The organism is Pseudomonas sp. TE21394, from assembly GCF_054057835.1.
In genome coordinates, this window is the sequence record NZ_JBSRZR010000001.1 from 3,852,761 (window position 1) to 3,868,850 (window position 16,090).

The 16,090-nt window shown below is 68.7% G+C and carries 7 protein-coding genes; 3 read left to right on the forward strand and 4 right to left on the reverse strand.

From position 1 onward, the window contains the following. Positions 1 to 61 precede the first annotated feature (61 nt). Genes ACVWZT_RS17620 through ACVWZT_RS17630 form a run of 3 tightly spaced genes read left to right on the forward strand, consistent with a single transcriptional unit; the run spans position 62 to position 2,188 of the window. Positions 62 to 370 carry a hypothetical protein gene (locus tag ACVWZT_RS17620; protein WP_457470467.1) on the forward strand — a complete coding sequence of 103 codons (309 nt, stop codon included), beginning with the start codon at positions 62 to 64 and terminating at the stop codon, positions 368 to 370. Next, positions 370 to 1,917, forward strand: coding sequence for a PepSY-associated TM helix domain-containing protein (locus tag ACVWZT_RS17625; RefSeq protein WP_457470468.1), 1,548 nt, complete (start codon positions 370 to 372; stop codon positions 1,915 to 1,917). Before ACVWZT_RS17620 ends, ACVWZT_RS17625 begins: the two co-directional genes overlap by 1 nt. Next, positions 1,910 to 2,188 carry a DUF3325 family protein gene (locus ACVWZT_RS17630; protein ID WP_457470469.1) on the forward strand — a complete coding sequence of 93 codons (279 nt, stop codon included), beginning with the start codon at positions 1,910 to 1,912 and terminating at the stop codon, positions 2,186 to 2,188. The genes ACVWZT_RS17625 and ACVWZT_RS17630 overlap by 8 nt, the downstream gene beginning before the upstream one ends. A gap of 296 nt (positions 2,189 to 2,484) precedes the next feature. On the opposite strand, the gene ACVWZT_RS17635 is transcribed toward ACVWZT_RS17630, so the two are convergent. The 4 genes from ACVWZT_RS17635 to ACVWZT_RS17650 are packed head-to-tail and all read right to left on the reverse strand — an operon-like array spanning position 2,485 to position 16,090. Continuing rightward, positions 2,485 to 7,104, reverse strand: coding sequence for an amino acid adenylation domain-containing protein (locus ACVWZT_RS17635; protein ID WP_457470471.1), 4,620 nt, complete (start codon positions 7,102 to 7,104; stop codon positions 2,485 to 2,487). A 51-nt stretch (positions 7,105 to 7,155) separates the two neighbouring features. After that, entirely contained in the window at positions 7,156 to 8,208 is a 1,053-nt protein-coding gene (locus ACVWZT_RS17640) for a TauD/TfdA family dioxygenase (protein ID WP_457470473.1), read from the reverse strand. Between the two features lie 3 nt (positions 8,209 to 8,211). Further along, entirely contained in the window at positions 8,212 to 12,981 is a 4,770-nt protein-coding gene (locus ACVWZT_RS17645) for an amino acid adenylation domain-containing protein (RefSeq protein WP_457470475.1), read from the reverse strand. A gap of 4 nt (positions 12,982 to 12,985) precedes the next feature. Then, entirely contained in the window at positions 12,986 to 16,090 is a 3,105-nt protein-coding gene (locus ACVWZT_RS17650; RefSeq protein ID WP_457470477.1) for an amino acid adenylation domain-containing protein, read from the reverse strand.

Here is a 16,090-nt window from a genome sequence, read left to right on the forward strand (position 1 = left end):
TGACCTGGCGGCATGCTGCGCCGAGGTCGCGCTGCACTTGATGCCGAACAAGGAGGCCCGGTTGAAACGCCACTTATCGAACACTGCCGCCAGGCGCGGCCGACAGCGCGCGCTATGGCTGCTGCTGGCGATGTTGCTGGCCTACCTGTTCACCTGGGCGCTCAGCGCCCAACTTGCGTTGACGCTGGCCTGGCTGGGGCAGGCGCGCAGCGAGGCGGTACTGAGCAGTTCGATCGCTGCCTTCGTCTTGTACCCGGCCCTGGTGCTGTGGCTTTTCTGCGCGCGCCGTGCTCGGCGTAACGCCCTGTGGCTGACTGCCAGCGCCTTGGTGCTGCTGACCATGCAGCGCCTGCTGGTGGAGGCCGGCTGATGTTCGACAGTGTTCGCCAGGCCTTGCTGTGGGCGCACCGGGTGCTCGGCGTGGGCTTTTCCGGGCTGTTGCTGATCGCGTTCTTCATGGGCAGCCTGGCGTTGTATGACCGCGAACTGGACAGCTGGATGCTGCCAGCGCTGCGCGCGGCGCCGTCCACCACGCCGTTGTCGCTGGACCGCCAGGTGCTGCCCCAGGTGGCCAGCCTGAGCGACGGCAAGGCGCTGCTGCAGTGGTATGTCGAATTGCCCGATGCACGCCGCCCGCTGCTGCGCTTCCAGGCCTGGAGTGTCGAGCGCGAAGGCTTCAGCCGCTTTCTGCAGCCAGGCGGGCAGGGCGCGCTGGAGGTGGCCGGCAGCCGTGGCGGCGACTTCTTCTACCGTTTGCACTACACCCTGAACATCCAGGCCTGGAACCTCGGTACCCGGCTGTTGGGGCTGGCCGCCATGGTCGGGCTGATCGCCTTGATCGCCGGGGTGTGCATCCATGCGCGGTTGTTTCAGGACCTGTTCACCCTGCGTGCCAACAAGGCCCCCCGGCGCCTGCTCGACCTGCACAATCTCACCGGTGTGCTGGCCTTGCCGTTTCATGCGCTGATCCTGCTGAGCGGCTTGCTGATTCTGTTTCCGCTGTACCTGCCTGCTGCCATCGAGACGCTGTACCCCGGCCAGGCCGGGCAGTTCGCGGTACAAGCCGATGCTGCCTACAGCCGCCCGGCAACCGGCAGCCCGGGGCCGCTGGCCTCGCTCGATGGCATGCTGACCCAGGCTCGCCAGCACTGGGGCGGGGGCATGCCGGCATTTGTCAGGGTGTGGCATCCCGGCGACGCCAATGCCTATGTCGAGATCAGCCGCAGCGTGGCCGACCGCCTGAGTGTGGACGGGCAAACCTTGTACTTCGACGGCGCCAGCGCACGCTTGCTGCATGCCGCGAAGTTGCCCGCAGCGGCGGCGACCGTGGATCTACTGGCTGGCCTGCATGTGGCGCATTTCCATCAACCGGCGCTGCGCGCGTTGTACTTTTTCGCCGGTCTCAGTGGTTGCGTGATGCTTGCCAGCGGCTTGCTGTACTGGTTGGCCAAGCGCCGCCTGCAGCAGCCCGGCCGGGAATGGGGTACGTTGGCGATGACCCTGCTGTGCAGCGTGCTGATTACCGGCATGCCACTCGCCACGCTGGGCATGCTGCTGGCCAACCGCTGCTTGCCCGCGGGCCTTGCCGGGCGCGCCGACTGGGAAGTCCAGGTATTCTTTGGCGTCTGGCTGCTGGCTGGCGTGCACGCCTTGTGGGTGATTGGTCGCTGCGCCCATGCCCGTGCCCCTTGGGCAAGCCAGTGCCTGGCGATCGCTGCCCTGGCGTTGCTGGCGGTGCTGGCCAATGCCTGGAGCACCGGCGATCATCCGCTGCGTGCACTTGGCCAAGGCCTGTGGGCAGTAGCCGGGGTCGACCTGGTACTGCTGGCCTGCGCGGTGCTGGCTGGCAGCCTGGGCTGGCGCTTGCGACGACGCGCCGCGATGACGCATCGGTTAGCGGAGACTGAGGATGCTTGAAGGGCTGCTCAGCGTAGCGGTGTTAGGTTTGCAACTGCTGGGGCTGTCGGCCCTGGCCCTGAGCCAGGCGCCGCATTGGCAGCGAGTGATGCAGCCACGGCAGTTTCCCGGCACGCGAGGCTTGCGGCTGGCGGCGCTGCTGCTATCGGCGTTGGCCTTGCTGGTGAGCGTGGGTGGCCTGGGGCTGGCGATGGGTGCGCTGTTCTGGGTGCTTGCGCTGCTGCCGTGCGGCTTGGCCGTAGCTCTGCTGCTGTACTGGCTCCAGGCATGAAAAACTGTGAGATGCGCCGGCTTCGCGTTGACGCTGTACCTGTAGGAGCGGATTTATCCGCGAAGCAGGCGACGCGGTGGATGGCACGGGCTTCGCCCGTGTTCGCGGGGCAAGCCCGCTCCCACAGGGACCGCGCCAGCTTTTAGAAAATGAGCAAGACAATTGCTCCTGCAGGTGCAGCGTCAACCCGAAGCCGGCGGCGCGGTGGTTGGCACCGGCTGTGCCGCTGATCGTGGCTGAAGCCGTTCATTTGAATGGCCGCCGTAGCTGCGGGGACGGTGCCCCGCAGCTGTTCGTCAGGCGTGGCTGTAGCGGCTCAGCACGTTCAGCAGATCACCCAGTTGCGGGTTGAGAAACACCAGGCTGGCGGGTACCTGGGTACCCCACATCTGCTGTACCCGCGCGCACAACAGCACGGCCTTGAGCGAGCTGCCGCCCACCTCGAAGAACTGCGCCTGTTCATCCAGCGTCGCGAGTTCCAGCACCTCGCACAACAAAGCTGCCAACTGTTCGCGGGCTGCCGGCCGTTGCCCAACCTGGGCTCGTGGCAATGGCTGCAGGCGCTGGACCAAGCTCTCGAACGAAATCGCCGGCTGGCCGGGCAGGGCTTCGAGCAGGGCCCGCAGGTCTTCGCCCAACGTCTCGATACTGGCCGGCAGGAACAGGTCGGTGGCGTAGGTGAAGGTCGCGATCAGTCCCTCTTCGCGTTCGCTGACGTCGAGCATCAGGTCGAACAAGGTGCTGCGTTTGCCGTGGTCTTGCTGCAGCGGTTCGATGCTCAGGTTGCCGAACGCCGAAGAACGCAGGTTGCGTTCCTGGTGCAGGTCGAACATCACCTGGATCAGCGGCACGGCGTGTTGCTGGGCGCCTGGCAGGGCCTGCAGCAATTGTTCGAACGGCAGGTCCTGGTTGGCATGGGCATGCAGCAGGCTGTCACGCACCTGGTGCAGCACACTGTCGAAAGGCGGGTTGCCGGACAGGTCGGTGCGCAGTGCCAGGGTGTTGACGAAGAAACCCACCAGCCCCTCCAGCGCCTGGTGATGACGGTTGGCGATGGGGATGCCGATGCGAATTGCCGACTGCCGGCTGTGACCAGCCAGCAACACGTTGAACGCTGCCAGCAAGGTCATGAACAGCGTGCAGCCCTGTTCGCGGCTGTAGGCGTGCAGGGCCTGGGTCAGTTGCGGGCCGAGCACCAGGCTGTGCTCGGCGCCGCGATGGCTGGGCAGGGCCGGGCGCGGCAGCATGCACGGCAACTGCAGCAGGCTGCGGTCCTGGCCCAGGTGCTGCTGCCAGAAGTCCAGCTGCGGCTTGAGTACCGTCGGGGTCAGCTCCCGGCGCTGCCATTGGGCGAAGTCGGCGTACTGCAGCTGCGGCTCAGCCAGCGGCGAGGGCTGGCCGTTGCTGAAGGCGCTGTACAGCGCGACCAGCTCGCGGGTGAACACGCGCATCGACCAGCCATCGAACACGATATGGTGCAGGGTCAGCCACAGCACATGTTCGTCGGCGGCCAGGCGTATCAGGCCGGCGCATAACAGCGGCCCTTGTTCCAGATCGAAGCGGTGCTCGGCCTTGGCCTTGAGTTCCTGCTGCAGGCGCAGGTCACGTTGCGGGGCAGGCAAACGGCTGAGGTCGATCAGGCCCAGGGTGAAGGCTTCGGCAGGTTGCACCTGCTGCACTGGCACGGCACCGTCCAGGGCGAAGGTGGTGCGCAGGCTTTCGTGACGCTGCAGCAGCACGCTGAAGCTGCGCTCCAGCGCCGGCAGGTCGAGCGCACCGCGCAGGCGTACCGCCTCTGGGACATTGTAGGTGGTGCTGCCAGGATGCAGGCGGTCGAACAGCCACAGGCGCTCCTGGGCAAAGGACAGGCGCAAAGGCGCCTGGCGCTGCTGCGCACTGATCGCTGGCAGCGTCGGGGCTTCGGCCCTGGGCAGGGCTTGCTCGGCGAACGCGCCCAGGGTGGAATGCTGGAACAGCGCACGTACCGGCACCTCGATGCCCAGGCTGCTGCGCAGGCGCGAGACCAGCCGGGTGGCGGTCAGCGAGTGGCCACCGAGTTCGAAGAAGTTGTCGTCCAGGCCCACCTGCTCGACCCCCAGTACCTCGGCCCACAGTGTCGCCAGCGAGGCTTCGTGCTCGTTGCGCGGTGCCCGGTAGCTGGCTCGGCGTTCACGCACGGGTGCCGGCAAGGCCTTGCGGTCGAGCTTGCCGTTCGGGGTCAGCGGCAAGGCGCTGAGCATCACGTAGGTTTTCGGCACCATGTGCTCGGGCATGTGCAGGCCCAGGTGCGCCTGCAGGGCGATGGCGCCCGGGCAGGCATCGCGGGCGACCACATAGGCGACCAGTTCCGTGTCGCCGGCATCGTTGCTGAGGGCGACAACCGCCGCCTCGCGCACGCCGGGCTGGCTGAGCAGGCGTGCTTCGATCTCGCCCAGCTCGATACGGAAACCGCGAATCTTGACCTGGTCGTCGAGGCGGCCGAGGAACTCGATGTCGCCCTGGGCGTTGACCCGGCCGAGGTCACCGCTGCGGTACAGCAGGCCGCCGGCAGGGTTCAGCGGGTTGTGCAGGAAGCGCTCGGCGCTGAGGTCCGGGCGGCCCAGGTAACCCTGGGTGATGCCGGCGCCACTGAGGTAGATCTCGCCAATCACACCGGCAGCCACCGGGCGCAGGCGGCTGTCGAGCACCTGCACCTGCATGTTGGCGATCGCCTTGCCGATCGGCAGCACGCCGTGCTCGTCGCCACGAGCACGGTAATAGCTGCACCACACGGTGCCCTCGGTCGGGCCGTACTCGTTGTACAGCTGCGCCTGCGCGCACTGCTGTTTATGCCGGCGGGCCAGGCTGGCCGAACAGGCTTCGCCGGCAACGATGGCGCAGCGCAGGCTGCCCAGGTGTTCGGCAGCCTGTTCCAGCACCTGCGCGTACAGCGAAGGCAGCATCAGTGTGTGGCTGATCTGCCGGGCGGCGATCAGCCGGCCCAGGGCCAGGGCGTCCTGCACCTGGTCATCCTGCGGCAGGCACAGCTGCCCACCTTGGGCCAGGGTCCAGAACAGCCCGGCCACCGAGCTGTCGAATGCCAGCCCCGAGACCAGCAGGAAGGCCCGCAGCGGCTCCGGGTAGGCGAGCAGGCGCGCCGAGGTGGAATGCACGGCGTTGCGGTGCGAAACCATCACGCCCTTGGGGCGACCGGTGGAGCCGGAGGTGAAGATCAGGTAGGCCAGGCTGTCGCCGTCGGTCAGCGGTGCCAGGCGCTGTTCGGGCAGGTCGTGCTCGGCCAGGCGGTCGAGCCACAGGGTGCGGTATTCGCCCTGGGGCAGGCGGCTTTCCAGGCTGCTCAGGCTCAGCAGCAGGGCGGCGCGGGTCTGCTCGAGCATGTCGCTGAGGCGCTCGGCCGGGTAGCTCGGGTCCAGTGGCAGGTAGGCGCCACCGGCCTTGAGAATGCCAAGGATGCCGACGATCGCCTCCAGGCTGCGGCCGATGAACAGGCCGACGGCCTGGCCGGGTGCCAGGCCGGCCTGGCGCAGCTGGTGCGCCAACTGATTGGCCCGTGCCTCCAGCGCCTGGTAGGTAAGTTGTGCCTCGCCGTGGCTGACCGCGATGGCGTCTGGCCGGGCGGCGACCTGTTGCTCGAACAGCTGGTGCAGCAAGGTCGGCACTGGCTGCTGCACCTCGGTGTGGTTCAGTGCCGCCAGCCAGGCATGGTGAGCGTCACTGATGCCCGAGGCGTCGCCCAGCGGTTGCTGGCAGGTGGCGCTGGCCTGGCGGCAGAGGGTGAGGAACTGATCGAGCAACAGCCCGGCGGCGTCGGCGTGCAGACGGGCGGCATCGTAGTGCAGCTGGAAGCTGAAGCCTTCCGGCTGCACGAGCACTTCCAGCAGCAGGCTGTGGGCGCAGGTTTCGCCGTGTACCGCCAGTACCGGCCAGGCCGAGGCCAATGGCCGGCGCAGGCGGAAGCCGAAGGGCGTGTCCTGGGCCTGGGCCGGCCACTCTTCCTGCCAGGTGCGGGCCTGTTCGAGCAACTGGGCGAAAGCCGGCAAAGCGTTGTCCAGGGTGGCCTGGTCGTCCGGCTCCAGGCACAGCGGCAGGCGCTTGGCATAGGGCCCGAAGGCGTTCGCCGTGGCGCTGTTGCGGCCATCGTCAGCCCAGCCCAGCAGCACCTGCGGCTGGCCCAGGTGGCGCTTGAGCAGCAGCGCCCAGCAGTAGCCGAACAACGCTTGCGGGGCGGCATCAAGGCCGGCCAGGGCGCTGCCGATCAGGTCCTGGAAGGCGGCGTCCGGTGTGTGTGCAAGGCAGGCTGGCTGCGCCGACGCGGTAACCTCGGCGCGTTGGAACGGGTGCAAGGTCAGGTACTGGTCGGCGGCTTGCTGGCGCTGCCAGAAGGCGCGCCCGGCATCGCTGTCGCTGCTGCCCAGATGCTCGAATTGCCACTCGGCGAAGTCGGCGAACTGCACTGCTTGCTCGTCTGCCGGCTGGCCCTGGTACGCCGCCTGCCAGGCGTCGAGCAGCAGTTGCAAAGTGGTGTAGTCGGCGTTGGCGGCTGGCACGGCCAGGCAGGCACGCAGCGGTGTCGTATGGATTAGCGCCACTGCCAGGCTGGCCTGGCCCAGTGCCTCTTGCAACAAACCGTGCAGCGCCGCCTGCGACGGCTGGTCTGCGATCTCGCGCCAGTCGATGTGCAGCTGTTCGGCGATGACCTGTACCGGCTGTTGCATGCCGGGGCTGGCCACCAGCCGCGTGCGCAGGATCTCGTGCTGCTCCAGTACCTGCGCCAGGCTGCTGCGCAAGCGCGCCAGGTCGGTACCGTCAGGGACGGCGAAGGTCAGGTACAGGGCGTCGTCGCGCCCGTTGGCACGGGCCCAGTGGGCATTTTGTTGCAGGGCGGGGCGGAAGCCCTCGATGGCGATGCTGGACATGTGTGAAAACCTTGAAGGGTGGGCAGGGAAACCGTGAACCAGGCAGGCGCGTCAGGGCTTGAGCGCCACCTCCGTGCTGTTCAGGGCCTCGGCCATCGACACCAGGATGCGTCGCGGACTGTCGTATTCGTTACGGGCATGCACCGAGAGCATGTTGTCCAGCAGCAGCACGTCGCCGTGGCGCCAGGGGAACTCGGTCATGTGCTGCAGGTAGATGCTGCGCAGGTGTTCCAGCACCTGTGGTTCGATCGGGCTGCCGTCGCCGTAGAAGGTGTTCTGCGGCAGGTCGTCATCGGCGAAGTCGGCCTCCAGGGCATCGCGCACGCTGGGCGGCAGCGTGCTGACGTGGAAGAAGGTGGCGTGGTTGAACCACAGCGTCTCGCCGCTGCGCGGGTGGCGCACCAGGGCCGGGCCGACCTGGCGAGTGCGCAGGCGGCCGTCGGCCTTCCACTCGGTACGGATGCCGACACTGGCGCAGTAGGCATCGACCTGGGCACGGTCCTCGGTCTGGAACACCGTCTGCCAGGGCAGGCCAAAACCATCGCCATAGTTGCGCACGTACATGATGCCCAGGCGGGCGAAGCGTTCACGCACTTCGGGATCGATGGCACGGGTGATTGCCCGGGTGTCGCCGATCGGCGTTTCGCCGCGCGCCAGCGGGGCGACGTCGCACCAGAGGAAGATCTTCAATGGGAACACCGGCGAGTAGGAATGCTCGTTGTGCGGGAAGATGCGCTGATCCCTGGGGTAGTCGGTGGAGGTGTAGATGTTCAGGCGCGGGTCTACCTGGGTGCGCGGCGAGGCGCGGAACTTGTACTCCAGCGCGCCGCCGGACAACGCGCTGATGCAGTCGTCGAAGGCCTGGGCGCTGGCCACCGGGAAGCCGCGGAACAGCAGCGCGCCATGCTCGAGCAACTTGCGCTCGATCAGCTCGCGGTTGGCTTCGGCCCAGGCGACCAGGCTGACGCCGGGGCTGGCCGGTTCGCACACGGCGGTGTAGACGCTGCCCGGGTTGAGCGGGGTGAAGCGGACCAGGGAATCCTCGTCCACACGGATTGGTTTGCGGCGCATGCCGCCCAGCTTGGCAATCGCGGGGCCGTTCATGTGTTATCCCTCCATAGAGTCGATGGTGATGCGGCTGCGGCGACGGCTGCCGCCCAGGCGGGCCAGGCTCTGTTCGCTTCGCGCACTCAGGTGCTGCATGCGTTGTTCCTGCAGCTGCGCACGCAGCGGCTGGACCAGCGTTTCCACCGGCAGCTCGGGGGTCATCACCAGCTGTTCGAGCAGGCGCGTGAAGGCGCTGGCGAAGGCCCCGGCAGCATGCTCATCGAGCAGGTCGGTGTTGTATTTCAGGGTGCAGGCCAGGCCGGCCGGGTGCTCTTCCACGCTCAGGTGCAGGTCCAGTTGCGACTGGCCATGCTCGATGCGTTCGGGCAGCACCTTCAGGCCTGGCAGTTCCAGGGAGCTGTCGGGTTGGTTCTGCAGCACCAGCTTGGCCTGGAACAGCGGGTTGCAGGCCAGGCTACGCACCGGGTTGAGTGCTTCGACCAGGCTGCTGAAAGGCAACGCCTGGTGGCTGAAGGCCTCCAGTACCTGCGGCCGCAGGCGTTGCAGCAAGGCGTTGAAGCTGGGGTTGCCGCCAACGTCGCCGCGCAACGCCAGCTGGTTGATGAAGAAGCCAACCAGGCCCTCGGTCTCGCTGCGTTCGCGGTTGGCCACGTCGGTGCCGATCACCGCCTGGGTACGCCCGCTGTGCAGGTACAGGTTCAGTTGCAGCACGCCCAGCAAGCCCATGAACAAGGTGGCGCCATGCTTCAGGCACAGTTGCCTGAGGGCCTGGGCCGGGGCCGCAGCCACCTGGAACGACAGCCGTGCGCCCTGGCCGCCGAGCACCTCGGGGCGTGGCCGGTAGCTGAACAGTTCGAGCGGCGGCAATGGCTCGCCCAACGCCTGGCGCCAGTAGTCCAGGTGGCGCTGGCGGGTCGCGGCGTCGAGCTGCTGGCGCTGCCAGGCGGCATAGTCGCTGTACTGCACCGGCAGTGCGGGCAGCGCCGCGCTGGTGCCGTGCAGCGCCGCGCTGTAGAGCTGGCCAAGTTCGCGCGCCAGCACGCCCATCGACCAGCCATCGGAGACAATGTGGTGCATCACCAGCAGCATCAGGTGCAGCTCATCGTCCAGGCGCACCAGGTGCAGGCGCAGCAGCGGCGCCTGACGCAGGTCGATCGGGCGGGTCGCCAGGTCCACCAGCAGGCGCCGGGCGCTGGCCTCGCGCTCGGTTTCCGGCAGCAGGCCGAGGTCGTGCCAGTCCAGCGGCAGCTCGAGGCTGTCCTGCACCTTTACATACAGCGTGCCGTCGTCTTCGTGGAAGCTGCTGCGCAACGCCTCGTGGCGCTGGCTGAGCGCCTGGAACGCCTGGCGCAGGGCGGCCAGGTCGAGGCGCCCGAGCAGGCGGGCGGCGCTGGGGATGTGGTAGGCCGCGCTGCCCGGTTGCAACGCCTGCACCAGCCACATGCCCTGCTGGGCATGGGACAGCACGCGGCGGCCATCGCTCGGCAGCGCGGCGACGCCGATGGCTGCCTGGCGGTCGGCACTGGCGTTGTCCAGCAGGATGGCCAGCTGGGCGATGGTCGGCGCCTCGAACAGGCTGCGCAGGGGCAGTTCCAGTTTCAGCGCCTGGCGGATGCGGGCCACCAGCTGCGCGGCCAGCAAGGAGTGGCCGCCGATGGCGAAGAAATTGTCGTCCATGGCGATCGCCTGCTCGCCCAGCACTTCCTGCCACAGGGCCAGCAGCTGCTGCTCGCGCTCGCTCTGTGCGGCGCGCTGGTTGCTGCCCTGGGCGCTGTAGTCCGGCACCGGCAGGGCGGCGCGGTCGAGCTTGCCACCCGGGGTCATGGGCATCTGCGCCAGGTTCACGAACGCCGCGGGGATCATGTAGTCCGGCAGTTGCGCGGCCAGGTGCTGGCGCAGTTCGCTGGCATCCACAGGTTGATCGTGGAACACCAGATAGGCCACCAGACGGCGGTCGCCTGGGCGGTCCTCGCGCACCAGCGCCAGGGCCTGGCGCACCTGTGGGTGGCTGCGCAGGTGCGATTCGATCTCGCTGAGTTCGATGCGAAAACCGCGCAGCTTGACCTGCTGGTCGATCCGGCCCAGGTACTCGTAGCTGCCGTCAGGCAAGCGCCGGGCCAGGTCGCCGGTGCGGTACAGGCGGCTACCGGGCCGGCCGTAGGGGTCGGGGCAGAAGCGCTCGGCGGTCAGGCCGGGCACGTCGTGATAGCCGCGGGCAAGCAGCTCGCCGCCGATGCACAGCTCGCCAGGGACGCCAGGCGCTGCCAGGTTGTCGTCGCGGTCGAGCAGGTAATAGGCGCGCCCACGCAGCGGCGCGCCAATCGGCAGTTGCAGCGGCAGCGGCTCGCTGGCCAGCAGCGCGGTGCAGTCCTGGATACTGGAGACCACGGTGATTTCCGTCGGGCCATAGATGTTGAGCAGGCGCACGGCGCCCAGGCCGGCCTGGCGCCAGGCTGCGAGGCCGGCGCTGGGCATCGCTTCGCCACCCACGCTTACCAGGCGCAACGCGCCATAGGCGGCGTGCGGTTGGCGGGCGAAATCCTGCACCAGCTGGAACCAGTAGGCGGTGGTCAGGCAGGCGGCGACGGTGATGCGGTGCCGGTACAGACGGGCATGGAACTCGTGGCTGTCCCACAGCTCGGGGCCGCGCACCACCAGCGCCGCGCCGCACACCAGCGGTGGGAACAGCTGGTCGACAAAGCCATCGAAGTTGAACGTCGAGAACTGCAAGACGCGGTCGTCGGCGCCGACGCCGTAATAGGCGCGCGCCACTTCGCTGTAGCCGGCCAGCGAGCGGTGGGTGACCGCCACGCCCTTGGGCTTGCCGGTGGAGCCTGAGGTATAGATGACATAGGCCAGTTGTTCGCGCTGTACCGGGCGCGTGCTCGGCACCCCGGCCAGCGCCGCCGCGTCGGCGTCCAGGGTGGTGACGTCCAGGCACGGGCGCTGGTACGGCGCCATGCAGGGCGCGGTGTCCGGGGCCACCAGCACCAGGCAGATGTCGGCATCCTCGATCATGTGCGCCAGGCGTTCGCTGGGGAATTGCGGGTCAAGGGGCACGAAGGCCAGCCCGGCCCCCAGCGTGCCGAACACGGCGGCGATGATGTCCAGGCCACGCGGCAGGCACAGGCCGATACGCGCTTCGGCGGGCAGGCCCAGGGCCAGCAGGTGGCGGCTGATCAGCGCGGCACGCTGCTGCAGGGTGGCATAGCTCCAGGTGTTGTCGTCGTGGATCAGGGCGATGCGTTGTGGCTGTTCGGCCGCTTGCGCGGCCAGCCGCAGGTGGACCAGCTCTGGCAGCGGGCCTAGGTCCAGCGCAGCCTGGCAGTCGGCGAGCAGGCGCTGCTGTTGCGCGGCGCTGTACAGCGGCAGTTGCGCGATGCGCGAGGCGGGCGCCTGCACCAGGCTGTGCAGCAGGGTGGCATAGCTGCCGGCATGCTCGGCAAGGGTGGCGGGTTCGAACAGGTCGGCATCGCCGGTCAGGGTCAGTTCCAGTGCGTCGCTGCGCTCGACTACGGTGAGCACCAGGTCGAACTGCGCACTGACCTGCTCGCGTTCGATCTCGTCGACTACCAGGCCGGGCAGTTGCAGGCGACGCGGGGTGGTGCCGTCAAGCAGGTTGAACATCACCTGGAACAGCGGCGAATGCTGCAACTGGCGCTCGGGCTCCAGGGCCTGGACCAGGCGCTCGAATGGCAGCTGCTGGTGGGCCAGGGCCTGACGGCGGGTCTGTTCGAGGGTGTCGAGCAAGCGGTCGAAGCGCAGCTGGCCGTCGAGCTGGCAGCGCAGCACCAGGGTGTTGATGAAGCAACCGATCAGCCCTTCGGTCTCGACCCGGCTGCGGTTGGCCACCGGCACACCGACACGCAGGTCGGTCTGCCCGCTGAGGCGATACAGCAGCACGTTGAATGCACCCAGCAGCACGCTGAACAGCGTTGTGCCACGGGCCTGGGCCAGGTCACGCAGGGCCTGGCACAGCGGCGCCTCGATGCGCAACGTATGGCGGCTGCCACGCCCGCTCGGCTGGCGTGGGCGTGGGTGGTCGGTGGGCAGTTGCAAGGTCGGCTGCTGCTCGCCCAACTGCTCGCGCCAGTACGCCAGCTCGCTGGCCATGGCGCTGTCGCCGAGGCCGGTCTGCTGCCAGACGGCGTAATCGTGATACTGGATCGGCAGGGCCGGCAGGCTGCTGTCGCGGCCTTGCACAGCGGCGCTGTACAGGGCGGAGAGTTCCTTGACCAGGATACCCAGCGACCAACCGTCGGCAACAATGTGCTGGGCGCTGAGGACCAGCACGTGCTCGTCGGCAGCGAGCCGCGCCAGCAGGCCGCGCAAGGGCGCCTGGCCCAGGTCGAAGGGGCGGTTGCTCTCGCTGTCGATCAGTTGTTGCAGGCGCGCGCTGCGCTGTTCGCCAGGCAGCGAGGACAAGTCCACCTGGGCCAGGACCATTGGCAGCTGGTCATGCACGGTCTGGCGCGCCTGGCCGTTGGCCTCGTCGAAGGTGGTGCGCAGGATCGCATGGCGGGCGATCAGCTGGTCAAAGCTGCGCTGCAGCGCCGCGCTGTCGAGGCTGCCGCGCAGGCGCAGGGCGGCGGGCATGTTGTAGGCGCTGCTGGCCGGGTCCAGGCGGTGCAGGAACCACAGGCGCTGCTGTGCCCACGACAGCGGGTGCGGGCCCGGCTCGCCGGCGGCGACGATGGGCAGGCGGCTGAGGGCGAAGCCTTGCGCGGCCAGGGCGCTAGCGAAGGCCTGGCGTTTTTCCGGGGCGAGCCTGGCGATACGCTCGGCCAGTTGCTGGGGGTCGAGATGCATGGCTTCAGCTCCGTGGTACAGGGGCGGACTGGGCGCGGGCCTGCAGGGCGGCACGCTGCTCGGGTGACAGCGCCGCGAGCTGGCGGCGCAGCTCGGCGATCTTCACCAGCTTGCCGGGCTGGCCTTCGCCGGCGCGCAGGGCTTCGCCCAGCGCCGCTACGCTCGGGTGGTCGAACACCAGCGCCGGCGCCACCTCCAGTTGCAGCAGGCTGCGCAGGCGGGTGCACAGCTTGATGACGATCAGCGAATGGCCGCCCAGGTCGAACAGGCTGTCGCTGATGCTCACCCGCGGGCGTTCGAGCAGTTCCTGGTACAGGTCGACCAGCAGCGCCTCGAGGGCATCGCGCGGCGGCACCGCGTGCTGTTCGCTGGCCTGGCTGTCGGTACCTGGCAGTGCGGCGAAGTCGACCTTGCCGTTGGCCAGCCGCGGTAGTTCGGCCAGGCACAGCAGTTGCGCCGGTACCAGGTAGTCCGGCAGGCGACCGCGCAGTTCGGCCAGCAGCGCGGCGCTGTCACGCTGGCTGACGGCATGCGCCAGCAACTTGCCGTCGCGGTACTGCACCACGGCCTGGCTGACCCCCTCCAGGGCCAGTAGCGCGGCTTCCAGCTCACCTGGCTCGACGCGGAAGCCGCGAATCTTGATCTGCTGGTCGACGCGCCCGGCCAGGTGCAACTGGCCGCTGGCCGAAAGGCGCGCCAGGTCGCCGCTGCGGTACAGGCGCTGGCCGGGTTGCAGCGGGTCGTCGATGAAGGCGTCGGAGGCCCGGTTGAGGTAGCCGCGGCAGACCTGCGCCCCGCCGATGTACAGCTCGCCCAGAGCACCGATCGGTGCTGGTTGCAGGCCGGCCGGGGAAGCCTGAAGCAGGCGCACCCAGGTGTTTGCCAAGGCCTGTTCCAGGGGCAGCGGGTTGCGCGGGTCTGGCGTTTGGTCGAGGCTGTAGAGGACGCCGACCGTGGTTTCGGTCGGGCCGTAATGGTTGTGCACGCGGCTGGCCGGGGCCAGTTGGCCGATGCGCTGACGCAAGGCCGCAGGGCAGGCTTCGCCACCGAGCACCAGCACCTGGGGCAGGGCGATGGCTGACTGGCCGTCGAGCAGCGCTGCCAGGTGCGACGGCACGATCTTCAGGCAGTCGATCTGCCCGTCTTCGAGGAAGCGGGCGAAGGCGCTGGCGTCCCGGCTGGCGTGGTCGTCGGCCAGCACCAGGCAAGCGCCGGTCCACAGCGCGGCATACAGGGTGGTATTGCCCAGGTCGGCGGCCACCGAGGAGATCAAGGCGAAGCGCTTGCATTGGGCCAGGCTCAGCGCCTCGCTGATCGCGGCGGTGTAGTTGAGCAGTTGGCCATGTTCGATCACTACGCCCTTGGGCTCGCCGCTGGTGCCCGAGGTGTACAGCAGGTAGGCGGCATCATCCAGGGCGATGTCGCCGCTGGCTACCGCACCAGCAGGCGCTTCGAGCAATTCGCCGAGGGCGATGCCGTGCGCGCCGCCGATCACCAGCTGCGGCTGGGCATCGGCCAGGATCCGCTGCTTGCGTGCCGCTGGCCAGGTCGGGTCCAGTGGCACATAGGCGGCGCCCGCGCGCATGACCGCGAGCAGCGCCAGCAGCAGCTGCGCCGAGCGCGGCAGCAGCAGGGCGACAGCCGCACCGCGCCCGATGCCGCGCGCCTGCAGCACGGCCGCCAGGTGTTCGACCTGGCCATGCAACTGGCCGTAGGTCAGGCTGAGCGCGCCGTCCTGCAACGCCGCTGCATCCGGGGTGTGCTGTGCCCAATGGGCCAGGCGCGCGATCAGCGGGCGGCTACCGAAGTCGCGCTGCGGGCCGCGCAGGCGTTGCTGCAAGGCCTGGTGCGCCGGCGGGCTCAGCGGCAGTTCGAGAAGGGCACGCTGGGATGGTTGTTCGACCAGTGCCTGCAGCAGGTGCAGGTATTGCTCCAGCAGGCAGCGCAAATCGGCCTCGGCGTAATGCGCGGTAGGCGACTGCACGCTCAGGGCCAGTACCCGCTGGTGCGCGTCGAGGGTGGCTTGCAGTGCCAGGGCGAAGCCCGCATCGGCGCCGGGCAGGGCCTCGACCGACCAGTGCAGGCCGCCGCTGGCGAAGGGTGCGGTGTCGCGCACCAAGGTGAAGCCGACCGTACGCTGCAGGGTATGCGCAGGGTCGTTGACGTTCCAGTACTCCTGCTGCTGGGCGTGGCCGTCGAGCTGTTCGGCCAGTTGCTGCAGCCAAGTGTCGAAGGGCTGGTCGAGCTGCGGTGCCAAGGCCAGGGGCAGGATTTTTTCGTAGGCGCCGATGCCGTTGGCCAGGGCTTCGTACTCGAAGCGGCAGTCCTGTTGCCAGCCGCCGATGAACCTGGTGTCACCGCCGATGCGCGCCAGCAACGCCCACCAGGCCGCCTGCAGCACGCTGCCCACGCTTTGCGCGCTGCGTTGCGCCAGGTGTTCCAGCTGTGCTTGCAGGGCTTCGGGCAGGGCCTGCTCGACGGCGTCGCCTGGCGCCTGCGCAGCGGGCTCGCGCAGGCCGCCCAGGCGCACCGGCGCCAGCGCCTCCAGGCCCAGGCCGGCCCAGTAGGCGCGCCCGGCAGGGGCTTCTTCGTCGGCGTCGAGGTCGTTGCGCCATTCCACGTACTGGCTGTACTGGAACGGCTCCTCCAGGGCCGCGTCGGGCTGGGCGTACAGCGCTGCCAGTTCGCCCAGCAGGTTCTGCAGGCTCAGCCGGTCGGCGGCACAGGCGGCGACATACAGGTCAAGGCGCCACTGGTCGGCCCCCTGCGAACGCAGGATGGCGCGCACCAGGCAGCCTTGCCCGACAGCCAGTGGCTGGGCGGCCAGGGCGTGGGCGTCGGCGTGCTGGTCACTACCCAGCAGGTGCCAGTCGAGGCTGGCCGGTACCGTGCTCTGACGCAAGCTGCGGTACAGTGTCGAAGGGCGCAAGGCCACGCGCAGGCTGGTGTGGCGCTGGATCACCTGCAGCAAGGCTTCGTGCAGGCGGCTTGCCTGCAATGGCCCGGCGAGGTTCAGCCCAAGGTGCAGGGGCGCGCGGCCGAGCTGTACGGCCAGGGCCTGTTCGGCGCTCAGTGGCAAGTCCTGGTTCAATTCCATGGCGTCGTTCAT